Origin of the sequence: Pleurocapsa sp. PCC 7327 (assembly GCF_000317025.1) — a bacterium.
In the GTDB taxonomy this organism is placed as follows: domain Bacteria; phylum Cyanobacteriota; class Cyanobacteriia; order Cyanobacteriales; family Microcystaceae; genus Hydrococcus.
The window spans coordinates 3913971-3937900 of record NC_019689.1; the positions used below are offsets into that span (position 1 = coordinate 3913971).

Genomic DNA, 23930 nt, shown 5'->3' on the forward strand with positions numbered 1-23930 from the left:
TCGAGTTGGGAGCGATTGAAAGTACCTATTGCTAAATCCCCAACAGGGATTTAAAATTCTTTTAATTACTTAACATCTAGTAATCTTTAGATCCTATCGAGCTAATTCTATGTTAGCTTCATCGTTTATTGAGATAAATGATCGGTGAAAGATTTTGGGGGCAAGATAAGTTTTGCTTGAGAACAGGTTAGTTTTAATGAAAAAGCTTTAATGCTCGGATAAACTTTTGGCGATCGCGCCTAAGTCAATCTAGCATTAGATTTAACTCAAGCAGTATTCCCTAATCGTATTTCTAACAGTTTTTTAAAACTGCTTTAACATAACAAAATACACCCTACTTTTCCGACTTTTCCAGACCTTACTTCCGAACTTATCCGACTGACAGAAGCTGGATTTGTTGCAATTATTTAGTTACATAATCGCGGGGTGATTTTATTGTGACTCAATCCCATCAAGAAATTTATTTCTTGGAACCTAAATATTAAGTAACATTAGCCGCCAGGAAATGAATTTCCCGGCTCATAGCTCAAGTCCATTAAAATGGACTAAAACACTTATGCAGTCGTCTTTAGACGACTTTAAATATGAGGCAGCGATATTCTATCGCTGACGGACTTTAGCCTCTTACAGGTTGTTCCAAAAGTAGAAAATATGCAAGGTATTCCGCAGTGAGACGGCGGAGCCTGAAAAGCACTTCGTCATGTTGAGCGTAGCGATAGCGAAGCGAAACATCTGAGTATACCAACTCTAAACAGGGATTCTTCGTTGCGTTTTACTGGACTGGGAATGACAAAATAAACTTTTCAAATATCTTCTTAGACAGAGAATCAATTTTTTAGCGACTTTCAATTGCATTATTTGGTTTTGTAACCATTTTTTAAAATCTGTTCGTATCTTTGTAGCGAATGAGTCAATTTTAGAGGTTTATATCTCTATCAAATGACTGATTTTACCATATAGCAGTTAATGCTAAAAGTCAATTTACACTTTAAGAAACGATTATATTATGACGATCGAGTTAAGAAGAATTGATGTCAATCTTGCAGAAAAACATGAGGAAGCTTTCGACTTGGCTGAGAAAGTTATCTCAGCTAAAAGAGGCAAGCCGCTCAACCGTCTGCAAAGAGCTATCTTAAAAGGAGTTTGGCAAGACCAGACCTATGAAGATATTGCCGAGATGACCCACTGTTCTGAAGGGCACATCAAGGACGTGGCAGCCGATTTATGGAAGCAACTGTCAGACGGATTAGGCGAGAGAGTCGGCAAGAAAAGCTTGAAGGCGATTCTAGAGCGACATATACAAGAATCAGAAATCTTGCAGCTCGAAGGGAGTCTAGGGGATGAGAGGTTTATGTCTCGAAAACGCCGAGATTGCGACTTAGCTCCCGATGTATCGAGATTTTTAGGGCGCACAGAAGAACTGACGACTCTAGAGCAATGGATTGTGGACGAGCAATGCCGACTGGTGCTGCTGTTGGGCATGGGTGGGATTGGTAAAACCGCTCTGGCGGCCAAGCTAATCGAGCAAGTTCATGACGAATTTGAGTTGGTTATTTGGCGCAATCTGCGCAACGCTCCTGCTGTAGAAGAGGTACTCTCAGATCTGATTCGATTTTTAGGCAGAAGGGAGCGCAGCGATTTACCAAGTTCTCTTGACGGCAGTATTATGTTCTTAATCGAGTGTTTGCGAGCTTCTCGCTGTCTGGTAGTTCTCGATAGTGTGGAAGCGATTTTGCAAAGTGGCGATCGCGCGGGTCGCTCTCGAGAAGGATATCAAGGATATGGACAACTGTTCAAATGTGTCGGCAAAACCGTCCATCAGAGCTGCTTGCTGCTGGAGAACCCTGATTGAATACTACGGGGGCAATCCCCTTGCTCTCAAGTTAGTGGCGGCGGAAATTCAAGAGTTATTTGATGTAAATATCGCCAGCTTTTTAGAATTTCTAGAATAAAGGAGATTAGTCATTGACGAACTATATGACCTGTTAGACCAACGATTTAATCGGCTATCAGATTTAGAAAAAGAGGTAATGTATTTGCTGGCGATGAAGCGTCAACCCGTTGACATAGCAGAACTGCAATTAACTTTTTTGTTACCGGACTCGCGACCAAAATTGCCAGAAGTTTTGAGATCTTTGAGGCAGAGATCGCTGATTGAGAAGACAGCAGTCGGTTTTCTGCTAATACCAATGATTAGAGAGTATGTGACCAACCGACTTAATCTCAGATTTCAGCACTCAAACGGGAAAACATAAGAGTGCGTGTTATGGCAACTATTTTTCAGGTTAATATTGCGCTTTTTCGCATTAGTTTGCAAAGAATGAACAACTGTAACGTTTATTAGCTAACAGTTCCTATCTAAAGAAGCCCATGATAATTTATAAATAAGGCACGAGGAAGTAAATCGAAACAAGCTTCCCAGGAAAGTAAAGATTAGAGCCAGTGCCTCCCGTTCTAATCAACCCAACATCTTTCTATTGCTATTAAGACACGGACTTGTAAAGGTGGTTTCGATCCGATAAATTTCAGAGGCTCTGCCCCAACTAAACAAAAAAGGACAATCCACAATCAACGCCTGAGTCGGCAAATAGAGGTCTAACAAGTGTAGAAAGAGTTGTATGGGAGTTGTGTCCACCTTAGCTAGTAACTAATTGATTAACTACTTAACATCTAGGAGTCCATATCGTTTGTACAGTTTATAACCCGCCCTTGAAGGCGGGTAAATTATTTTAAGGACTTTTTTATTGGAGTTGGCAGAATTTCTGAATGGCTTGCCAAATTTCCGGCAAGACGTCGGTTAAGGCATGATCGCTCTTTAGTTCGACTAATTCTACCCAAGGACGCTGACTGGCATAGTCACGACTGGATTGAATGGGAATGACTTCATCGTTGCGTCCGTGCAAAATTAAAGTAGGAACGGGTCTTTGTAACCGGCGTTCGGAATATTGACTGGCATCGATAAGGAATTGATAATGAAGTGGGAGCGATCGCTGCTCGCCATAATGATAAACCGATAAGTAGCCAGACTCTTGCCATTGACGGATTTGAGCTTCTTCCAACTGGGACAGCCACCGTTCGATGAAGCCAAAGGCAGGTGCTAGAAGAACTAGACACCGAACCTGAGAATAGTTTTCGGCAAGATGAGAAGCCGTCAATCCCCCAAAACTAGAGCCAATTAAAGTGACGGGGGTTTCGGTTTTTTCGGAATCGGGGAATTCTGACGCTACTTGCTCCAGTTGTCGAGTCAGGGTGAGATGGGAAAAATCCCCTTGATTGAGGTCGGGAATTTTCAGGGAAATCTGATGCTCCCAGAAGCGATCGCGCAGATATTGAGCTTTAGTAGAGTAAGGGCTAGAAGCAAAGCCGTGCAGATAGATATAACTCGATACGCTCACGAGCAGTCTCGATCGTCTATGCAAAAATCTGCAACTACGTCATTCTGCATTAGAATTCCTTAAGCGTCTTCTTCCGTTTCTTGGGTTTGACCCGGAGAAGCCTTATAGAGAGCATCGAGTTGTTGGCGCGCATCTTCAACCGTAACAGATCGCATCACCAAAAGGGGTTCGTCAATTGGCTGACCGCTCTCGTCTAGTAACTCTGGATGAACGGTTGTACCAGTCCGATTCCAATTAACTTCTTTTGTGCCAGAAGAAGATTTACCTGCCGCCGAATAGCGACGTTGCGAATCCATGCTCACAGTAACCAAACTGCGAATGAGATTGCTAATAGCAAGAAAAGCAATAACTGTAAAAGCAAGTATGTACATTAAATGTAACATCTGAGTGTCCTCCTGGGAGAAATCAGTCCAAGCAGTTTTTATAAGGGGTTGGAAAAAGCAATCTTAACTGAGAGTTATTTAACTAGCTTATCAAGGATATAGCTAGGTTTTTCATCTCTAGGGAGCGAAGTTTGGATCGCTCGAATCGGAGTCTTGCGAGAGCTTGCCTTTAAGAGAACGCCATCGCATGGCGACTTGCCAACACTGGGCAACTAATTGATGCCAGGGCACTAGCGTAGCCGTGTCTATGCCGGCTTGTTCTCCAGTCGCTTTAAATAGCATCTTAGCCGCATTTACTTCCTGTTGAGCCGTCTTAACTCTTTTTAGCAAATGTGCTTGTTCTTCTGGTGAAAGAAAAGAAATTTGTTCGGATTCTAATAATGTGTGGGCGCGGGAAAACCAATACTGAAAATCTTCCAGTAGAGGTTCGAGAATGGTTTTGAGTAATTCATGCTCGGTTGGGTGTGAGTTTGACATTATCCTATAGTGACTTACTATCCTAAGAAATATCTTAACGCTCTTTACATTTCTTAACTTTAGGGCTAAAAATTGCTAAGATTTGTCCCGATCGACAAAATCCTCAGGAAATCGCCCTGAATGCTTTATTGATTGTATGTTGCGAGATTTGCGCTCGATTAAAGTTTCCCCAGTGCCTCCCGTTGCCAGCCACAGCAGCGCTCTGGCACCATCTCGCAGAGTTTTTTCAATCGGTTCTGACGGCGCATCAGAAGGAACCGAGACGGGTTTAATAACGATTCCGCGACTCCCGAAGACGATCTCACCGATAATGAGAGCGCGACGCATGTGGTTTTCAGAGGTAATAAGATAAACGCTGTCGATGCCATGTGATTTTAGGTCATCAACTAGCGTGGTGAAGTTAGTTACCGTATCGACGGCATGATAATCTAAATGCAGGCGATCGCGATCGATTCCTGCTTCCGCAAAAATCTTTTCTACATATTTTTGCGGACTGCCAGAGGATACCCAAATCAATATATTGGGGTCTTGAGCGGCTAATTTAGCGGCAAAACGTTCTCTGTCTTCGTGTCCTCCGAGAACGATCGCTGCCTCTGGTTTAACCAGGTAACTTTGCCCTTGCTTGTAGCCCAACCAAAGTGAAGCTCCTATAATTGGTAAGAGCAAAAGAGAAAATCTTTTTTTTGTCTTGCGAGGTTGACTGACAGACACTTCTCGTCTGATAGAAGAAATTTTTCCAGGCATCGACACACTCACATCACACAGGCAACGAGCTGTTTTCTTAGAGCACTTATCTCTTTTAACGACGACGCGACGGGGACAGTTATGCTCCCGTTTTTTCGAGGGAATTCACCTGGCGCTTTTTGTCTGAAAATCGCGATCGCGCTAGATTAGACCTTCTTGCTGAAATTTACCGGAAAAAGATAAAAATTTTGATAATAACTGATAAAATCATGCCGTTGAGAAACGGGACTGGCCGGAATCGAACCGGCGACCTAGCGCTTCAGATTAGTGTGAGTTTCCTCACTCTCTGGACTATTCCTTCACCGTAGGCATCTTGCCTGTAGGTGGTGGCCGTTATGTTGTAGGAAGTTTACTTATAAGTTTGTTTTTCCCCATCGTTTCCTACAACCAGTCTCTGCACCTTCTCTACTGGGGAAGTAGAGCTTGGCTCAAGATTACCTTATCCGTTACCAGACTTAGGCTCCCTTGAATTTGACCACATTCACCCATAAAGTTTCCTTTATGGTGCCCGATGATTCAGGAGGCGCTTGCTCTATCCTGCTGAGCTACAGCCCCATATTTAGTTTTCTTTCCGATCTTAAGCTATTTTTCCCTAAAATTGTGCGATCGCTCCAACAATCTCAGATCCCACCCCTCTCCCAGAGCGGGAGAGGGGCTTTCCACTTAAGACTTTGGACTGAAGTCCCTTCGCCCCTTGTGGGAGAAGGGATTTAGGGATGAGGGGACAAAGATTTGTCAGTCAACCAGGATCCCACCCTATAGATTATAGATATTTACAACCATCTTTGGCTCCAAACTGAGTATTATCAGTAACTGAATACCTGTTTGCGAGATTGCCAAAGATGCCCTTACCAACGACGAGCCGACTTCAGTTTACGCCCGATTTAAACATCTGTCGCGTCTTAAATGGAATGTGGCAAGTCTCTGGCGCCCACGGACGCATCAACCCCAACCAAGCCATCCAGGAGATGTTTCAATACATGGATGCAGGCTTTACAACCTGGGATCTTGCCGACCATTACGGTCCTGCGGAAGACTTTATTGGCGCATTTCGCCGTCAATTAGCAGCCAGTCGAGGTCAAGAAGCATTAGCTAATTTGCAAGCATTTACGAAATGGGTTCCGCGACCTGCCAAAATGACGAGGCAATTGGTGGAAAAAAATATCGATATTTCTTTGCAAAGAATGGGGGTTGAAGCCCTCGATTTAATGCAGTTTCATTGGTGGGATTATCGGGATACCAATTATCTCGATGCCCTTCACTACATGGCAGAACTTCAGAAAGAGGGAAAAATCAAACATTTAGCTTTAACAAACTTTGATACGGAACGCTTAAAAATTATTGTGGATGCGGGCATTAAAATTGTCTCAAATCAAGTACAATTTTCTCTCGTCGATCGCCGTCCTTTAGTTAAAATGGTCGAGTTTTGTCAGCGAAATAATCTTCAACTCTTAGCTTATGGAACTTTGGCTGGCGGTTTGTTGAGCGAAAAATATCTGGGACAATCCGAACCGGAATTGATGAGTCTTACTACGGCTAGCTTGAGAAAATATAAAAATATGGTTGATGTTTGGGGAGGATGGCAGTTGTTACAAGAATTATTGACCGTTCTCAAGCAAATTGCCGACAAACATCGAGTGAGTATTGCTAATGTTGCCGCGCGCTATGTTTTAGAACAACCGACAGTAGCGGGGGCGATTGTCGGAGCAAGATTGAGCGTCTCGGAACATCTAGAGGATAATGCCAAGGTATTCAATTTCAGTTTAGATGAAGAAGATTATCGGCAATTAGAAACCGTTTTTAGCCAGTCGCGAGATTTATATCGATTAATCGGCGATTGCGGAGATGAATATCGGCGATAAATCGTTTATAATGATTTTGTTAATGAGATGGATAATGATTAATTTTGGAAATAATCCGTCAATTGATGAAGCGAATCGATGGCGCTCTGCGTTGGATGAATTTGTCGCAGAAAATGAGCAAGCTTTGGCGGCTTTGGCTTGGGGATTATTGCAAGAGTGGGGAGATAGCCAAGATGCGCTGGGAATCGATCTCAAACCCACCCCTCATTTTGTCCGTTGTTCCAGGGCGGCGATCGAACGATTGAATCGCCAAGTCAATCGTAAAATTCAAGAAATTTTAGGTGTTTTGGACGGCTACGATCCCGAAGCAGAAGTCGTAGCGATCGCGATTGGCGAAGGACAGTTAAAATTAATCTATTTTCAACCAGAACCGTCACCTCCGGTCTGTTTCGAGCAAATTGAAGGGGATTTAGATACTTTAATCCAGCAGCTTGAAGAGCGCATGCGAGATAAATTCTGAGATTTTTTATTAACTAAAACCAATTATTTTTGTTAAGGCGATCGCCATCGCCAAAACGATTGCGCCAATCGTCTCGACGCGCTTGCAGCATTTGCAGTAACTGAGTTCGTTGTTCGGGGGTCAAAACCTCTCGCATCTCCATCATGCTCTCAAAGCGCAAGTCCCCCAGTTTTTGCCGCAGTTGGACAACTTCTTGTCGTTTGGTACGGATGGCCTTTTCTAACTCAGTGCCTACCATCATGTTAAATAACTCCTCCTGGGCTGCCTGCGCATTGTCCTGGAGGGGTTCGATTTGCCCGCGATATTTTTGACGAATTGAAGCAATCTGCTGCTTTTGGTCGTTAGTGAGGTTCAATTGCTCTAACAATCTGCCTTTACTCTCGTCTTTGACTGGTACTTGCCTCGACATTTGCGCTATGGGTAGCTGCCAAGAACTGCTAGCAAGGGGTTTTGAATGTAGATTGGGATTGGCAATCGCAGCGAGGGCTGCCAATAAAAAAATCGCGATCGCAACAGTAATCGACTTTCGACGCAGTAACATCGTTCTTACCTCCTTTAGGTGATTAGGGATTGGTCATTGGTAAGTCTCACTGTCTTTTCCTCCTCTGTTAGGGATAAGAAACTGCATATCTCGCCTTCGGTTCGGTCATCAGAAGCCAGTCGGCTTCGCTAGTATGGGTTGTTGTCGGGGAAGTGACGGATGTCTCTTCTATCGCACCATTCCAGCTATCGACCAAGAAAGCTTCTAGCTCTTGTTGATTAGTAGCCACCTGTGGGGAAGGATTGAGCCAACGATAACTCCCTACTGCTAAAAGAAGGCTTCCTGCCATGGCGCTGGAAACGAGCCAGAAAAATTGATGGGGGTGTCTGGGAGGTGGCGGGGGTTCTCTGGTGACGAGTTCCATCAACTGAGCTTCCATATCTGCCCTTGCTTGTGGAGGGACGGGACGATATTGCTTCAGAAAAGACACTAATTGTTCGTCATCGTCGGGAAATTGATTCATCATATAACTCCTTGTTGCTGAAGAAATTTTCGCATTTCGTTACGAGCATAAAATAGTCGAGATTTTACCGTTCCTAGCGGCAAATTTAAGATTTTTGCCACTTCTTTTTGCGGAATATCTTCTAAATCGTGTAAGACTAATACAACTCGATGCTCTAAGCTGAGAACTTGCAAGCCTCGCTGAACTAAATCTTGATAGTGCAATTTCATTAAATCGGGCGTATCTTGGGGGCGCGAGGGCATTTTACCGAGTAGCGAATCGTCTTCGGAGTTATCTTCATAGCGTTCTCGTTCTGGTTTGCCTCTTGCTAGTTGTCGCCGTCGATCGGTTGCTATATTCCAGCTAATTCGGTAAAGCCAAGTAGAGAAATAAGATGGCTTTTGCAAGTTAGGCAGTCCTTTCCAGACTCTGAGGAAGACTTCTTGAACTAGATCGTCTAGCATCTCGCTTCCACACAGTTGATATAGCGTCGATCTGACTCGCTGCTGATAACGTCGGTACAATTGACGAAAAGCCGCGCGATCGCCTCGCTGGCACTGTATAACCAGTTCTGTGTCTGTCGTACCAGCTTGGTTATCAGCTAACACCTTTATCACTTGACCTCACCAGTGTTTTCATTTTAGACCCCATCAAGAGTACCAAGGTTCAACCAGAATTCAATTATCGATCGCAGCTCTCGATGAAGTGTCAATTGTGCGATCGCGAAATAGAAAGCTTGACGGAACATCATTTAATCTCCAGACAAGCTGTCAAGCGCAAAAAAAATTATGAACGAACGATGAATATTCGGCGCGATCGCATTTTGATAATTAAATTTTAATAAAAGTTAGCTCTTTCAAAAGTTGAAATTTCCTAATTTATTTTCTTAAATATACAATAACGCTTCCTTAAACTAAACCTGAAAAATTATTGATAGTAAGTGCAATTATCTGAGACAAAATCAAAGCCTGTCAGCTGTATTTTAGCACTCATTTTTTTACTTAATTTTAATCAAATGACACCCGGCGACTCGCCAGCTTAGGAATATTACTTCCTTCGCTCTCTGAGAGACCATCTTCGGTATGGCGATCGAAATTCGGAACAATAACACCAACTCCAAATATGTCGGTTTGAATAAGTTGACTGAGGCAATTTCTATGTTAAGCTCCCAATCTACTTCCGCTCAGCGCAATACGGATTCTAATACTCTTATTAACGACGTTGCCAGCGGCGATACGACCCAGACTTCCACCGTTCTCTGGGCACGCAGTACTGCTGATGGCGAGATAACATTTGAATATTCTACAGAACCCAACTTCGACACTGTTGCGGGGACAACAACAGCAACCGTCACCGATACTAACCTTCCCGCGAAGGTACAAATTAACGGACTGCAACCGGGAACTAAATATTACTATCGCGTCACCGATGCGGCTGGGACAACGGCAACAGGACAGTTTAAAACCGCAGCCGAATTAGGTGCCCAAGCAGGCTTTCGTTTTGGGGCAGCAGGGGACTGGAGAGGCGAACTCTCTCCCTATCCCTCGATTAGCAATGCCCCGCAACGGGATCTCGACCTGTTTGTCGAACACGGCGATACCATCTATGCCGACGTCCCTTCCGATGCTGTCAAAAATCCCGACGGCACCCGCAAGGAACAAGCAGAAACTCTAGATGAATATCGGGCAAAACACGCGGAAGTCTATGGCGATCGTTTAGGGTTTAATACATGGGGCGATCTGCGTTCTTCTACCTCCATTCTCGCCACCATCGACGACCACGAAGTTATCAACGACTTTTCCGGCGGTGCCCCTGCCAATACCGATCCGCGTTTTGGGGAAACGACGGGTTTAATCAACGATACTCAACTGTTTGAAAACGGCTTGCAGGCGTTCCAAGAATACAACCCTATCCGCGATGAATTTTATGGGCAAACGGGAGAGGAACGCACCTCAGAAGAACGCAAACTCTATCGCTATAACACTTATGGCAGCGATGCCGCCGTTATCGTTCTGGATAATCGTTCTTTCCGCGATGCGCCTCTAGAGGAGGCTAATCTGTTAGATTCGGAAGATGTGACGCGATTCCTGAGAGAATCTCTGACTCGCGATCGCACCATGTTGGGGGCACCGCAGCTTGCCGATTTGAAGCGGGATTTACTAGCAGCCGAAAACAACGGCATCACCTGGAAATTCGTTATGGTGCCGGAACCGATCCAAAACTTTGGTCCTGCCTTGGCAGCAGATCGCTTCGAGGGATACGCTCAAGAGCGATCGGAAATTCTCCGCTTCATTCAAGAAAACAACATCGATAACGTCGTTTTTGTCGCGGCTGATATTCACGGTACCGTTGTCAACAATCTTACTTATCAAGAAGCTCCTGGGGAGGAACAAATTGCTACTGGCGCTTTTGAAATTTCCACGGGGTCGGTTGCCTTTAATCCGCCTCTCGGTTTCGTTTTGGCAGACATAACTACTGCCATCGACCCCGAAGCCAGGGCGCTTTACGACTCCCTACCCGTTGCCAACGACCCAGACAGCACCGTTAATGACAAAGACGATTTCATCAAGCAGATAATCAACGAACAACTACAGCCCCTCGGTTACGATCCGATTGGGTTGAATGATAATCTTCCCAACGCTGATGGTTTAATAAATGCGACGCTGTTGCAAGGAGATTATGTTGCTGCCCACACCTTTGGCTGGACGGAGTTCGATGTCGATCCCCAAACCCAACAACTAAAAGTCACAACCTACGGCATCGAACCCTACTCAGAGGCAGAATTACTCGTCAATCCTTCTGAAATTACAAGTCGAACCCCAACCATTGTCAGCGAATTTGTCGTTAACCCCGTCATCGATTCAGGTGCATCTGCACCCGAACCACAAACTATCTATGGAACCCTCAACGATGACACATTTAATGCAGCGATCGCGCTTACTCCCGAATCACTCTTAGGCACGAGTTTCTAGGTTAATAGAGGGCGAGTTTCTGCGCCCTCTACTAAAAACATCAAACAAAATATCTGCGCCAATTAATTGGGGGTTTAAGCATCGTCTAGCGCTGCAATTCCAGGTAAAACTTTACCTTCTAGCAACTCCAAACTAGCGCCGCCACCTGTAGAAATGTGGCTCATTTGTTCGGCTACGCCGACTTTTTCGACTGCCGCTACCGAGTCGCCACCACCGATAATGGTAGTCGCGCCTTTTTTGGTCAAATCGGCTAGAGTACGCGCGATCGCTTCAGTTCCAACGGCAAATTTATCAAATTCAAACACGCCCATCGGACCGTTCCAGATAACCGTTTTACAATCGGATAAAGCCTCTTGGAAAAGCTTGATTGATTCGGGACCGATATCTAATCCCATCCAGCCATCGGGAATGTTTTCAATACTGACGGTTTGAGAACTCGCATCCGCTGCAAAATTATCCGCAACGACAACATCGGCTGGCAGGAGGAATTGAACGCCCTTTTCTTTAGCTTTAGCTTCTAGAGACTTAGCTAGCTCTAGCTTATCCTCTTCTACCAAAGACTTACCAACGCTCAAGCCGCGAGCCTTATAGAAAGTAAAAATCATCCCGCCGCCGATGAGTAGCTTATCGCACTTCTCCAGCAGGGTTTCAATGACGCCAATTTTGCTAGAAACCTTAGAACCCCCGATAATGGCAGCTAGAGGACGCTGAGGATTTTCAATTGCGGCTTGTAGGTAATTGAGTTCTTTTTCGATCAAATAGCCAGCTACGCAGGGACTTAGATAGTGAGTTACCCCTTCAGTAGAAGCGTGGGCGCGGTGTGCCGTTCCAAAAGCATCATTGACGTACAAATCTGCATTAGCAGCTAGCTGTTTGGCAAATTCTGGGTCATTTTTTTCTTCTTCGGCATGGAAACGGACATTTTCCAGCAAGGCTACTTGACCGTTTTGCAGGTTTGCGATCGCGGCTGCTACGGAATCCCCAATGCAGTCGTCGCACATCACGACTTCCTGCCCCAGCAATTCGCCCAGGCGCTTCGCAGTCGGAGTCAAACGCATGCTATCAACCACTTTACCTTTGGGACGACCAAAATGGCTCGTCAGGATAACTTTAGCATCTTTGTTTATCAATTCCCGAATGGTTGGCAGTGCCGCCCGAATCCGGGTATCGTCGGTAATATTGCCTGCTTCATCGAGAGGAACGTTAAAATCGACGCGAACTAAAACTCTTTTTCCAGCTAATTCAGCTTCTGATAAATTTGCTACAGTTTTTTTGGGCACAGCCAGTTCCTCCTTAATCGCTTTTTTATTTTACAAATGATTAAATCAGCGTTTTGTTACTTACGACAATTGTCCGCTGCCATGAAAATTGAAATAGGCTCAATAATCAGCGCGATAGTTCTCATGCCGATTTTACAGGAGTGCGCGTACAGGGGATAGATACCTATGTTTAAAACCGTTTTGTTTCCCGTCGATCGAAGTCGAGAAGCCCGCGAGGCAGCCAAAACCGTTGTCAATATCGTCAAAACTTACAACAGCCGCTTGGTGTTACTTTCTGTCGTAGAAACAACCCCGGCAGGAGAAGCCCCACCCCATGGCGGCACGATGGCTTCGCCTGAAGAAGTTGCCAAATTGCTGCAAGCGGCACAGAAACTTTTTGCCGACCAAGGCATTGAAGCAGAAGTCATCGAACGGGAAGGTATGCCGTCTTTTACTATTTGCGACGTGGCCGATGAGATTAACGCAGATTTAATCGTGATGGGGTGTCGAGGACTGGGATTGACGGCAGAAGGGATGGCAGAAAGCGTTACCAATCGGGTCATTAATTTATCTCCCTGTCCGGTTTTGATCGTTCCATAAATATCATTGACTAGGAGTCATCAGGTAGAGACGCTTCCATTTCGCTACATCCGCCCTCAAAAGGCGGATCTTGTCTATGTAAGAGCTTGTCTATGTAAGAGTTAGAAGGAAGCGCTTTTCCTCGCTATCTTAATTGACTTATAGGCATTGTTATGTCTCCGAGCTTATCGCCCGCGATTCAAAGTTATACGCGAGCTAGATACTCGCGCTCTGAGATCGATTAAGACTGCTATATTGGCTCGAAGTTTATCTGTAACCGATTTATAGTTTGACTTATGTTATATTTGTATGAATATTTTCTTACTAACTAATATCTCAAAGATGGCTTTTTTGCTCTATTTCAGAAGAAATGGAATTTGTCCTAAAAGCCAGATTTCCTAATGAAGATTTAACCGTTAATTCCTATCGATCGAGCCGCAACAATAGTGACTGCACAAACATCCTTGACTCCCCAAACCCTAGAGGCTTTGCCGACAAAGCCTCTCGATTCCACTATCAATCGCCAAATGATAGCGATTCTCGACTTTGGCTCTCAATATTCTGAGTTAATAGCCCGTCGGATTCGCGAAACCAATGTCTATTCAGAAGTTCTATCCTATCGTACCAGTGCCGAACAACTGAGAAACTTAAGTCCTAAAGGAATTATTCTCTCTGGGGGTCCTAATTCGGTTTATGATGAGGGCGCGCCTCACTGCGATCCGCAAATCTGGCATCTAGGCATTCCTATTTTGGGCGTTTGCTACGGAATGCAACTAATGGTGCAACAGTTAGGCGGGAAGGTAGAACGAGCCAAGCGAGGGGAATACGGAAAGGCTTCTCTGTATATCGACGATCCGACCGACTTGCTGACCAATGTTGAAGATGGTTCGACGATGTGGATGAGCCACGGAGATTCTTGTACGATGCTGCCAGAAGGATTTGAAATTCTGGCGCATACTGAAAATACTGCCCGCGCCGCGATCGCTCACCACGAAAAGAAACTCTTCGGCGTTCAATTCCACCCGGAAGTAGTGCATTCCGTCGGCGGCATTGCCCTGATCCGCAATTTTGTCTACCATATCTGCGAATGCGAACCGACTTGGACGACAGAAGTCTTTGTCGAAGAATCAATTCGGGAGATCCGAGCCAAAGTTGGAGACAAGCGGGTATTGCTTGCGCTATCTGGCGGCGTAGATTCATCTACCCTAGCCTTTTTGCTCCATCGCGCCATCGGCGATCGCCTTACTTGCATGTTTATCGATCAGGGTTTCATGCGTAAAGGCGAGCCAGAACGATTGATGCAGATTTTCAACGAACAGTTCCACATTCCCGTCGAATACGTTAATGCTCGCGATCGCTTCCTTGCCCAACTTCAAGGCATAACCGATCCCGAAGAAAAGCGCCGCCGCATCGGTCACGAATTTATCAAAGTCTTTGAAGAAGAATCTCAACGTCTAGGTCCCTTTGATTATTTAGCTCAAGGCACGCTTTATCCCGACGTAATCGAGTCTGCCGACAGCAACGTCGATCCCAAAACCGGAGAACGAATAGCCGTCAAAATCAAAAGCCATCATAACGTCGGCGGCTTGCCGAAAAACCTTCGCTTTAAACTAATCGAACCGTTACGCAAACTCTTCAAAGATGAAGTCCGTAAGGTTGCCCGTGCTATTGGCTTGCCCGAAGAAATCGTCCGCCGCCATCCCTTTCCAGGACCCGGTTTAGCCATTCGGATTATTGGAGAAGTCACCGCCGAACGGTTAAACATTCTCCGCGATGCCGATTATATCGTCCGCGATGAAATTAGCAAGCGCGACATGTATCACGATTTTTGGCAAGCGTTTGCCGTCCTGCTTCCCATTCGTAGCGTTGGCGTAATGGGAGATAAACGAACTTACGCTCATCCTGTTGTCCTGCGCCTAATTACCAGCGAGGATGGCATGACGGCTGATTGGGCGCGAGTCCCTTACGATTTACTAGAAACCATCTCCAATCGAATAGTCAACGAGGTCAAGGGAGTCAATCGCGTCGTGTACGATATTACTTCTAAACCCCCCGGCACTATCGAGTGGGAGTAAGATTAAATCCGAGCGAAGGCTCGTAATATTCGTAAGGGAGGGTTTGAAAACCTTCCCTTATACGTTTTATGGTCATCGAAATGTAAAGTAATATGAAGTTAGAAGGCTATCGAGATGTTTCCAGATGCAGCAAACTGCTCTCAATCTGATTGCGATCGGCGTTTTTATCATAACCCTTTCTTCGTTATTGGGTCCCATTTTGAACATTTCACCCGTAATTCCAGCGGCGACGACTTTAGGGATTATGGGACTTGCTACTCTAGATAATCTCACTTGGAACGGCAAAGCAACTACTCTGTTCCTAGATCTTTTTTCCTCACCTCAACAGCGTCAGCGCGTCGTTCATCACGAAGCAGGTCATTTTCTCGTTGCTTACTTTTTAGGCATTCCCGTTGTAGGTTATACACTTAGCGCTTGGGAAGCTTTTAAGGAAGGACAGCCAGGATTGGGAGGGGTCGTTTTTGACACAAATTTATTAGAAAAGAGTGCGGATCTTAGAGAAGCGCCGATAATTCTAGAGCGGTTTTGTACGGTTTGGATGGCAGGAATTGCCGCAGAAACCATTGTATATGGCAATGTTGAAGGGGGAGAGAGCGATCGCGAGAATCTCAGAGAAGTTTTGAGATTCGTCGGTCTTCCCGAAAGCGTTTATCCCCAAAAAGAACGTTGGGCATATCTCCAGGCTAAAAGTCTTCTTGAAAAGCATCAGAAATCCTATGAAGCTTTAGTTCAGGCAATGGAAAAACGAGCTTCAGTCGAAGAATGTTTGCAGGCGATCGGACGGAATGCTCAGGGCTGAGTATGTCATCATAGCTCATAGGTAAGCTCGCTGCCTGTGGCGCCAAGCTTGAGGCGTAGTTCCATGATATTGGCGAAACTGACGGAAAAAATGACCGGGATTGAGATAACCTCTTGTTTCGGCAATCTGTTCTACTGAGTAGTTCGTATCCTCAAGCAAGGCTTCTGCTGCTACTATGCGCCGTTTAATAATCCAGCGATTGACTGTTTGCCCAGTTCGACGTTTTACTAAATCGGTTAAATAAGCTGGCGAATAACCAACTGCCTCAGATACATCGATTAAACCAATAGATTGATTATCGATGGCATTTCTAAACTGCGGGTGGCTGGCGCTGAAGAACGGGCTTTTGCCGCCTGGAGTAAAAACTACAGTCGGCAAATTAAACTCAAACTCAGCACGCAATTTGTTGAAGACACGGTGACACTTTTTAACGCGGTGATGCCTACCCTGACTTCTGGAGTGCTTTTCTGGTTTGCAATTCAGCTACTCGCCAAGGCTCAGACTGTAGGAGAAGCCGGATTTAGTGTTGGTACTTTTCTGGCTTTCGATACCGCGTTTAACACGTTTATCAAAGGGGCTACAGATGTCAGCAATACAATTATCGATGCTTTACAGGTCGTCCCGCAGTGGGAACGCGCCCAGCCAATTCTCAAAACTATACCTGAAGTGGAACTGAGCAAGGCAGATCCGGGTAAGCTCATCGGTAGAATTGCCCTAGAATACGTATCTTTTCGCTACCGAGAGGATGCTCCCTTAATTTTAGAGGACGTAAGCATTCATGCCGAACCAGGAGAGTTTATCGCGCTGGTCGGAGGATCTGGAAGCGGTAAATCGATCATATTCCGATTGTTATTGGAATTTGAGACTCCCGAAGACGGAAGCATCTATTACGATGGTCAAGACTTGTCTGGATTGGATGTTAGTGCAGTGCGCCGACAGTTGGGCGTTGTTTTGCAAACTGGAAAAATTATGTCCGGTTCCATTTTTGATAACCTCGCTGGTGGCGCTCAGATTACCCTGGATGAAGCCTGGGAAGCAGCCCGCATGAGCGGTTTTGCCGATGATATTGCCGCCATGCCAATGGGAATGCATACAGTGATTAGTGAAGGGGGTGGCAATCTCTCTGGAGGACAAAGACAGCGGCTTTCGATCGCTAAGGCTTTGGTCTTGAAGCCGCGCATTTTACTATTTGACGAGGCAACCAGCGCTTTGGATAACCGAACCCAAGCAATTATCAGCGAAAATTTAGATAAGCTGCAAGTCACCCGCATCGTCATCGCTCACCGACTTAGCACCATTCGCAACGCTCACCGCATTTACGTGTTACAGGCAGGCAGGATCGAACAGCAGGGGAGCTTTGAAGCGCTAGCTTCTCAGGAGGGACTGTTTGCTGATTTGATGTGAAGACAGATGGGATAGTTAGAGGATGTCCGAGGCGTACAAAATTTGACTATACTGCCTAGTTAATTTTACAATACCCCAGAACGCGGCTTTTTCCGCTCCCTCCTCGCTTCAATCTCTCGATTGAGGCGCTGGATATATTCGTGTACTATCCCTCTGGCTGTGGGTGAAACTTCATTCAAAATTGTCAGGTAATGCTTTTGCATTTGTATCAACTCGCAGTAGTTCTTAAGGCGAATTGGATGAACTTTCACGATTTTTTCTCCTCAAAGCCGTTTTCTGTCGCTGGTTTGCGCGATGTTATCGATTCGAGCCAACGAGTAGTTAAGCTCCCGTTTGTCTGCCAGCGTTAAAATACTCGAACGCAAAGCATCCTTTAAAGGTTCCGAAGAGAGCTGCGATCGGTAACATAAATAAATATTTGTTTATATTCAACGCTTAAATTGCTACCTGCGGGTAAATTTTCCGAAATTTGCGAGAACCGACATGAAGTCAGAGATCTAGCTCGAATTTCAGCAGAGCGAACTGAGAATTTTATAAGAACTTTATATATTTGTTTTTCTTCCGTAGAAGTAGTGAAACACGCGTTTAATCTCTCATTCAAGTTCAGTAGTAGTACAGATAATAACTAAAACATTGAAAAGTACGATATTCTGAGAACTTAATAAGAGGATGACAAACCATGGTATTGAGGAAAAAGGCAACAACTATTAAGCAAGTAGTAGCAGGTATTTTTTCCTTACTTTATTTAGGAGTAGGAGTTAATAATGAAGTGCTAGCTGTCGCCTTACAAAATCCTGGAGAATTTTCTCTTATTTTAAAAAGTGAAGAAGATCTGTATATAAATGCAGCCTATAATTATTTAGTAAAAGAAGGAAAGCTAACAGAAGCAAATTTAATCAAAAAAACACCCGATAACCAAATTAAAGTTGGCAAAGCTTATTGCTCTATGTTGAGCGCGGGAAAAACATTAAATGAAGTTGTCGATCGCTACAGATATCACATCCATGAGATGAAAATCGGTGAATCTAGAGAAAAAGAATTAATAAATTTAAACGATGCGTTATTAGCTTCAGCTATCACTTATCTTTGTCCTGAGTTTAATCCTTCTAATTAAAATATTCGATTGATTTCTTCATGATGTGTGGGATCCTCGTTACAAACAGCTTGATGCCAAAACTTGAGAATTTGCCTGGCAACTAACTGAGGATGGTAATAATGGAAAAAATGATAACCGTGGGGACATTCCCAAATGCGATCGCTTTCTTTCATCCAAGCTTTCCATCCTTTTAAAGCCATCGGATCGACAATGAGATCGTCTTGACTCCCGCAGACCATCAATGGGACAGATACTCCGCCAGGGGAAATCGTTGCTTGTTGGTAAAGAGAATGGGGTGAAGGAGAGAAATTTAAATCTTGTTCTAACAGTTTGATTAAATTTTGTGTGCAATTTCTCTCTTGATGACCAAACAAATTCTGAACCAATTTAGCAAGAATCATGTTACGAGTGCAAGGCAAAAGCTGATACATAACATAATAATGTGCTTGCCAGTTAATGGCGGGATTGACTCCTACAGCTAATAAAGTCAACGATTTAACCCTTTCTGGATATTGGCGAGTATAAAGCAATCCCAATAATCCGCTGGTACTATGACCGATTAAATGTATGGGTCTTTGGCAAGATTTTAAATAGTCGTGAAGCAGTACTAATGCAATATCTAAAGAACTCGGTTCGTCTGGGTTTTGGAAATATTCCCACTGTGCAATAGAGACTTGATGCGATAGATGGCGAATCAAAAAGCGATCGAAGCGTTGCAAGCTAGGGCTAATATTTATCCAAAGAGCATGGGGTTGTACGGACATACTAACTCTCCTCAAAAAGCTGAGATAGATTTTTGGCAGGATGACTTCTGCAACTCGAACAAGTTAGCGTATGAGATTTAAGTTCAAAATCCCGACAGTTTATCGCTTCCTCTGACAGAGCTATCAAAGGATTGACGGTACATTTTAAGCGATAGTCTCCCGTAAAAAAAACACAACGACTGCAAGGAATTTGGTGCATTTTTTTGAGATGCGCTATTCCCTCTTTAGCTGTTCTCCAAAAACTGAAAAATAGCGATCCAATTAAGAGCCAAGCAAAAGTGCCTAATAGTAGCTGTGGTATCATTAGCTAACACCTCTCGATCTATCTCAATAATGTATTTATTAGGGCGAGCATTGCTCGCCAAACTCTCTAGATTTCAAACTCGCTCTTTAATTGAGTCACCCATTGCTTGATTCGCTGTTCGGTTAGTTCGGATTGATTGTCTTCATCCAAAGCAAGTCCAACAAATTTTCCATTCTTGACGGCTTTAGATTCATTAAAATCATAACCATCTGTTAACCAATAGCCCACTGTTTTACCACCTAGAGAAGAAATTTTTTCTTCTAATATTCCCATGGCATCTTGAAAGTTATCGGCATAGCCAATTTGATCTCCCGTACCAAAATAGGCAACTTTTTTGCCACTAAAGTCGATCTCGTCTAACTCATCATAGTATCCACTCCAATCAGCTTGTAATTCTCCAATATCCCAAGTCGGACAAGCAATAATGATATTCTGATATTTATCAAAATCACTAGCTTCAACTTCCGCAATATCGTATAAAGTAACAACAGAGTCACCGCCAAAAGCTTCTTGAATCATTTCTGCTGCTGACTGAGTTTTTCCAGTGGTACTGCCATAGAAAAGACCAATTTTAGACATATTTTCTCCTATTAATTGTTTGGATCTTGACAAAAATATTTTGAATGGATAACTGATATCTTGTGTTCTAACGACTGACAAATCACTGGCATTTCTTGCCGACAATAAGGACAAAACCAGTAAATGCCCGTTCGGCTAATTTGACGGAGTAGCTTATCATTGCAACAAGGGCAATAATTCATAATTAGTCACTGCTCCTACAATTATTGAGAAATGGATTAATTCATCTCAGAAAAACTAAGTAATGGCTAATATCTTTAGGAAAATAAGAAAGGTATCACCAATCGTCGCTCCTTTTTCTTATTGCTACCTTTCTTAATAAATAATGGGTTAGGCTACGAGAAACTCCTAACCCCAAGATCGCAAGAGGAGGAAAATGCTATAAAATTAGATTAAGATAATTGAGATTAATTGTCAACTATTTTTTTCAAAAAAAAGATAGTTTGTTAACAAAAGAACAATTAGCTGTCAGCTATCAGTTGAAATTTTCTTGCTTAAATAACTTAATTTCGTCAAGAAATCAATTTGGTTCAAAACTAAAGTCTGTTGCAATTCAGTTTTGGCACTATTCTCAACAACCGCTCTTGTAAAGAAGACTAAATAGAAATTTCATATCAAGTCTGCTTGAATAGTCGTCAATAAGGTTGACGCTCCTGACATGGGGACGGGGAGACTTGATATCAGTCTATTTTAATAGATTTGAGCTTTGAGCCTAGAACTAAAGTTCTAGGCTTTGATGCCAAAGGTGCAAGATCTTAGTTAAACGGACTTTAGCCTCTCAGACCGAGAATTTATTCTCTGTTGCTAGATTTTTCCAGTTGCTATTGTTTGCAAAACTCCCAAATTATCTAACAGCAAATAAGCAAAAATTGCCCCACCAACACCCCCGACTAAAAACGCACCAGAAAATTGGCTCCATCCATCGACAGTCTTAAGAGAATCGGGGACGTTTGGAACAGAGGTTGAATAAGTTAATCTATCTTTTGATAACTCTTTTTTAAAAGAAACCGTGCCATAGATAGACAAACAAATTGTCATAATGACAATTAAGGTACAAGCAGAAATTAAACCGATTAAATTAGCTTGTTCCGTATCGCGTAGCGGTCCTAACTTAACAAAAGGACCGAGGATAAAATATCCGTGTGCCATGCCAATTTCTAATCCCCTAGCGAGAGTAGAAAGACCAGCCCGATAAATCGGTAAATTCTTCAGCAAAAAGAGCGTAAAATCGGAGGAATTCACTGGAGTTGAAAGATTGCCCGTATAGGGACTACCTGCAAGTTTAATTACCGTATCGCCCCTCTGAAAATCAAATCCTGCTGCTTCCCCTCTGGCACGAATAGCGTGCCAAATATGACCAAAAAGAAACAGAACTGCGAGAACGAAATGAAACGTTGCCAACCAACCGCGTGCCGAGATATTTCCAGTACTGGTTTCAATTATGCCAACAGATCCATAAAAGACTTCAGGATAGACGGTATTATTGACACTGACAAAGTAGGCGGCTAAAAATCCCATGTAAGCGATCGCGCCTAAACTATAAGATAGATAAGCTTCTCCAGAATAAATCAACACTCGACGCGCCCAAGCTAGCGGTTTCGTTGCAATATGCCAGAAGCCACCCAGGATGCAAAGCAAACCAACCCAGAAGTGACCCCCGACGACATCTTCAAGATTATCGACGGCTGCCATACCTTGGGCGCCCGATGCACTAAACAAATAGCCAAAAATCTTGATGGGATTAATCGTCGGGTTAGCAATCATTCGCACCTCGCCAGCAGCACCCGCCCAGGGGTCGAATAGTCCGCCCCAAAACATCGCTTTAAACACCAACAAAAATGCACCGATGCCGAGAAAAATGAGGTGAATACCAATGATGGTCGTCATTTTATCCCCATCTTTCCAATCGTAACCAAAAAATCCGGCAAAGGTGGGATTTTCCTCCAGCACGTCTGGTCCCAACAAGGCATGGTAGATGCCGCCAGCACCTAATACAGCCGAAGAAATTAGATGCAATACCCCGATGACAAAATAAGGATAGGTGTCAACAATTTCACCTCCTACACCTACCCCAAAGCCTAAAGTCGCTAGATGAGGCAATAATATTAACCCTTGTTCGTATATCGGCAAGTCAGGATTGTAGTGAGATATCTCGAATAGGGTCATCGCTCCTGCCCACAAAACAATTAAACCTGCATGAGCGACATGCGCTCCTAACAACTTACCCGATAAATCCACAAAACGGGCGTTTCCAGCCCACCAGCCCACATTGGGAATTCGCCCGCGATAGGGACTTTCCTCAATCACTGCCGTCATTTGTTTTAACCTCCTTCGTGTAAACTTCTGCGATTGGTAATAAATCTGCTTTTGTTAACGATTTAGCCCTCACCTTCGGAGAGGGGTGCCCATTAGGGCAGGGTGAGATAAAAGAGGATTTGACATTAATTCGTCGGTTCATAGTTAACCATCGTCGGATTGACTCGACCTTTCTGAAAATCGAAACCAGCCGCCCGCAAAGCGTGCCAAATATGTCCTTGCAGGAAAAAGAACGCTAACCAAAAATGAGCATTTGCCAGCCAAGTCCGCGATGAGACAACTTCAGGATTGTCGAGAGAAAAATAAGGAAAAAGACTCAACTTAACCGACAGTGGCGCACCGTAGAATACCTCTGGATAAACCGTCGTATTGATAGAAACAAAGTAAGCAGCAATAAACCCCATCAGTGCCAGCGCACCTAAACTATAGGAAAGGTAAGCCTCTCCCGACCACACAAACAGCCGATGCGTCCAGCGAAAAGGTTTAGTAACGATGTGCCAGATACCCCCAGTAATGCAGATTGCACCTATCCAGATATGACCGCCAATAACATCCTCTAAGTTATCAACGCCAGCAATCCAGTTTCTCTCAACCACGCCGAAGAGATAGCCAAAAATAACACTTGGATTGAGAGTGGGATTGGTGACTCCTCGCACGTTCTCAATTGCTGGGTCGTAGATGCCCCCAAAAAACATCGCTTTCGCTACCAATAGCAGCGCCCCCAATCCCAACAAGATTAGGTGAATGCCAAGAATAGTAGTCATCTTGTTGCTGTCTTTCCAGTCGTAACCAAAAAACGAAAATTGGGTTTCTAGATATTCTGGTCCAAACAAAACGTGAAAAATCCCGCCAAATCCTAAAAAGGCGGAGGAAATTAGATGTAACGAACCAATGACAAAGTAAGGATAAGTATCGACAATTTGCCCTTCTTCTCCAACACCGAAACCTAATGTAGTCAGGTGAGGAAGAAGGATTAATCCTTGCTCGTACATAGGTCGTGCGAGGTCAAAACGACTAATTTCAAATAGCGTCATCGCTCCCGCCCAGAAAACAATTAAACCTGCATGGGCAACGTGAGCGCCTAGCAATCGACCCGAAATATCGGCAAAACGAGCATTTCCCGCCCACCAGGGAATATCGTTATTAATCTGCTTCAGCAAGCGCGAACTCTCAGAAACTGCGGTCACGGCAATAGATCTCCTTTTCGGTATTAATTGAGAAATATAGTCAATAACTCTATTCTTCTAAGCTTATGGCATTCTATTAATTATTGAAAGTTATTTTCGTTTAAATTAGTAAAATTGATAAACTTAACTTTAATTAACAAGACAAATTAATAGCGCTAACTTCGATCGCGTAACAATTATCACAGATATCACAGAAGATGTCGGTTGTAAAAAGACGATCGAATTTACCTCTACGAGCGATCGCGCTCCTAGAAATTCTGATACCTTATTAAGAATAGTTACTAATAACTTT

23 protein-coding genes and 1 pseudogene are annotated in these 23930 nt (G+C 44.0%); 10 read left to right on the forward strand and 14 right to left on the reverse strand.

The genetic code is table 11. From position 1 onward, the window contains the following. The first annotated feature begins 1006 nt into the window (after positions 1-1006). Positions 1007-1852, forward strand: a complete 846-nt coding sequence (locus tag PLE7327_RS17675; protein WP_051036462.1) for an NB-ARC domain-containing protein — start codon at positions 1007-1009, stop codon at positions 1850-1852. 889 nt (positions 1853-2741) lie between these two features. Here the strand turns inward: PLE7327_RS17675 and PLE7327_RS17680 are convergent. The 4 genes from PLE7327_RS17680 to PLE7327_RS17695 form a co-directional block, all read right to left on the reverse strand. Continuing rightward, the gene (locus PLE7327_RS17680) at positions 2742-3395 is read right to left on the reverse strand and encodes a YqiA/YcfP family alpha/beta fold hydrolase (RefSeq protein ID WP_015145163.1); all 654 of its coding nucleotides are present in this window, start codon (positions 3393-3395) and stop codon (positions 2742-2744) included. A gap of 59 nt (positions 3396-3454) precedes the next feature. Beyond that, on the reverse strand, positions 3455-3778 hold the full coding sequence (locus tag PLE7327_RS17685; protein WP_015145164.1) for a DUF2973 domain-containing protein: 324 nt from the start codon (positions 3776-3778) through the stop codon (positions 3455-3457). Positions 3779-3895: 117 nt separating this feature from the next. Beyond that, positions 3896-4255: a DUF2605 domain-containing protein gene (locus PLE7327_RS17690; RefSeq protein ID WP_015145165.1), complete on the reverse strand. Its 360-nt coding sequence runs from the start codon at positions 4253-4255 to the stop codon at positions 3896-3898. 75 nt (positions 4256-4330) lie between these two features. Further along, the gene (locus PLE7327_RS17695; RefSeq protein WP_015145166.1) at positions 4331-4999 is read right to left on the reverse strand and encodes a YdcF family protein; all 669 of its coding nucleotides are present in this window, start codon (positions 4997-4999) and stop codon (positions 4331-4333) included. Positions 5000-5841: 842 nt separating this feature from the next. Between PLE7327_RS17695 and PLE7327_RS17700 the strand changes: the two genes are divergently transcribed. Beyond that, a complete protein-coding gene (locus PLE7327_RS17700; RefSeq protein ID WP_015145167.1) occupies positions 5842-6861 on the forward strand; it encodes an aldo/keto reductase in 1020 nt (339 codons plus the stop codon). Positions 6862-6895: 34 nt separating this feature from the next. Continuing rightward, a complete protein-coding gene (locus PLE7327_RS17705) occupies positions 6896-7321 on the forward strand; it encodes a hypothetical protein (protein WP_015145168.1) in 426 nt (141 codons plus the stop codon). 13 nt (positions 7322-7334) lie between these two features. Here the strand turns inward: PLE7327_RS17705 and PLE7327_RS17710 are convergent, their stop codons facing one another. The 3 genes from PLE7327_RS17710 to PLE7327_RS17720 all read right to left on the reverse strand — a co-directional run bounded on the left by PLE7327_RS17710 (position 7335) and on the right by PLE7327_RS17720 (position 8912). After that, positions 7335-7862, reverse strand: a complete 528-nt coding sequence (locus PLE7327_RS17710; RefSeq protein ID WP_015145169.1) for a Spy/CpxP family protein refolding chaperone — start codon at positions 7860-7862, stop codon at positions 7335-7337. Positions 7863-7929: 67 nt separating this feature from the next. Then, positions 7930-8328 carry a hypothetical protein gene (locus PLE7327_RS17715; protein WP_144266135.1) on the reverse strand — a complete coding sequence of 133 codons (399 nt, stop codon included), beginning with the start codon at positions 8326-8328 and terminating at the stop codon, positions 7930-7932. After that, positions 8325-8912, reverse strand: coding sequence for a sigma-70 family RNA polymerase sigma factor (locus PLE7327_RS17720; protein WP_041392298.1), 588 nt, complete (start codon positions 8910-8912; stop codon positions 8325-8327). Before PLE7327_RS17720 ends, PLE7327_RS17715 begins: the two co-directional genes overlap by 4 nt. A gap of 92 nt (positions 8913-9004) precedes the next feature. Here PLE7327_RS17720 and PLE7327_RS24945 point away from each other — a divergent pair, with 92 nt between their 5' ends. Together PLE7327_RS24945 and PLE7327_RS17725 are read left to right on the forward strand one after the other, a co-directional pair. Beyond that, positions 9005-9145, forward strand: coding sequence for a hypothetical protein (locus PLE7327_RS24945; RefSeq protein WP_015145172.1), 141 nt, complete (start codon positions 9005-9007; stop codon positions 9143-9145). A gap of 316 nt (positions 9146-9461) precedes the next feature. Then, entirely contained in the window at positions 9462-11276 is a 1815-nt protein-coding gene (locus tag PLE7327_RS17725; RefSeq protein WP_217523192.1) for an alkaline phosphatase, read from the forward strand. A 74-nt stretch (positions 11277-11350) separates the two neighbouring features. Here the strand turns inward: PLE7327_RS17725 and pgk are convergent, their stop codons facing one another. After that, positions 11351-12556 carry a phosphoglycerate kinase gene (gene pgk, locus PLE7327_RS17730; protein WP_015145174.1) on the reverse strand — a complete coding sequence of 402 codons (1206 nt, stop codon included), beginning with the start codon at positions 12554-12556 and terminating at the stop codon, positions 11351-11353. A 165-nt stretch (positions 12557-12721) separates the two neighbouring features. Here pgk and PLE7327_RS17735 point away from each other — a divergent pair, with 165 nt between their 5' ends. The 3 genes from PLE7327_RS17735 to PLE7327_RS17745 all read left to right on the forward strand — a co-directional run bounded on the left by PLE7327_RS17735 (position 12722) and on the right by PLE7327_RS17745 (position 15988). Continuing rightward, positions 12722-13135: a universal stress protein gene (locus tag PLE7327_RS17735; protein ID WP_015145175.1), complete on the forward strand. Its 414-nt coding sequence runs from the start codon at positions 12722-12724 to the stop codon at positions 13133-13135. Between the two features lie 425 nt (positions 13136-13560). Further along, positions 13561-15189, forward strand: coding sequence for a glutamine-hydrolyzing GMP synthase (gene guaA / locus PLE7327_RS17740; RefSeq protein WP_015145176.1), 1629 nt, complete (start codon positions 13561-13563; stop codon positions 15187-15189). Positions 15190-15313: 124 nt separating this feature from the next. Further along, on the forward strand, positions 15314-15988 hold the full coding sequence (locus PLE7327_RS17745; protein WP_015145177.1) for a hypothetical protein: 675 nt from the start codon (positions 15314-15316) through the stop codon (positions 15986-15988). 15 nt (positions 15989-16003) lie between these two features. Here PLE7327_RS17745 and PLE7327_RS24085 read toward each other — a convergent pair whose 3' ends face one another. Further along, entirely contained in the window at positions 16004-16390 is a 387-nt protein-coding gene (locus tag PLE7327_RS24085) for a helix-turn-helix domain-containing protein (RefSeq protein WP_371265025.1), read from the reverse strand. Here PLE7327_RS24085 and PLE7327_RS17755 point away from each other — a divergent pair. Continuing rightward, positions 16283-17392: pseudogene (locus PLE7327_RS17755) on the forward strand (ATP-binding cassette domain-containing protein); the annotation flags it as partial. The gene PLE7327_RS24085 and the pseudogene PLE7327_RS17755 sit on opposite strands and share 108 nt — an antisense overlap. Positions 17393-17457: 65 nt before the next feature. On the opposite strand, the gene PLE7327_RS24495 reads toward PLE7327_RS17755, so the two are convergent. Beyond that, a complete protein-coding gene (locus PLE7327_RS24495; protein ID WP_144266137.1) occupies positions 17458-17643 on the reverse strand; it encodes a hypothetical protein in 186 nt (61 codons plus the stop codon). 428 nt (positions 17644-18071) lie between these two features. Here PLE7327_RS24495 and PLE7327_RS17760 point away from each other — a divergent pair, with 428 nt between their 5' ends. Beyond that, positions 18072-18506 carry a DUF732 domain-containing protein gene (locus tag PLE7327_RS17760; protein WP_015145179.1) on the forward strand — a complete coding sequence of 145 codons (435 nt, stop codon included), beginning with the start codon at positions 18072-18074 and terminating at the stop codon, positions 18504-18506. Here the strand turns inward: PLE7327_RS17760 and PLE7327_RS17765 are convergent. From PLE7327_RS17765 to PLE7327_RS17790, 4 genes are all read right to left on the reverse strand, one after another. Beyond that, positions 18503-19252 (reverse strand): alpha/beta fold hydrolase, encoded by a 750-nt coding sequence (locus PLE7327_RS17765; RefSeq protein WP_015145180.1) that lies wholly within the window; start codon positions 19250-19252, stop codon positions 18503-18505. The two genes, PLE7327_RS17760 and PLE7327_RS17765, sit on opposite strands and share 4 nt — an antisense overlap. Before the next feature lie 370 nt (positions 19253-19622). Then, complete coding sequence (gene fldA / locus PLE7327_RS17775; protein ID WP_015145182.1) at positions 19623-20135, reverse strand: flavodoxin FldA; 513 nt, start codon at positions 20133-20135, stop codon at positions 19623-19625. Between the two features lie 804 nt (positions 20136-20939). Then, positions 20940-22451 (reverse strand): chlorophyll a/b binding light-harvesting protein, encoded by a 1512-nt coding sequence (locus tag PLE7327_RS17785; RefSeq protein WP_015145184.1) that lies wholly within the window; start codon positions 22449-22451, stop codon positions 20940-20942. Positions 22452-22576: 125 nt separating this feature from the next. Next, entirely contained in the window at positions 22577-23638 is a 1062-nt protein-coding gene (locus PLE7327_RS17790; RefSeq protein WP_015145185.1) for a chlorophyll a/b binding light-harvesting protein, read from the reverse strand. Between the last annotated feature and the right edge of the window lie 292 nt (positions 23639-23930).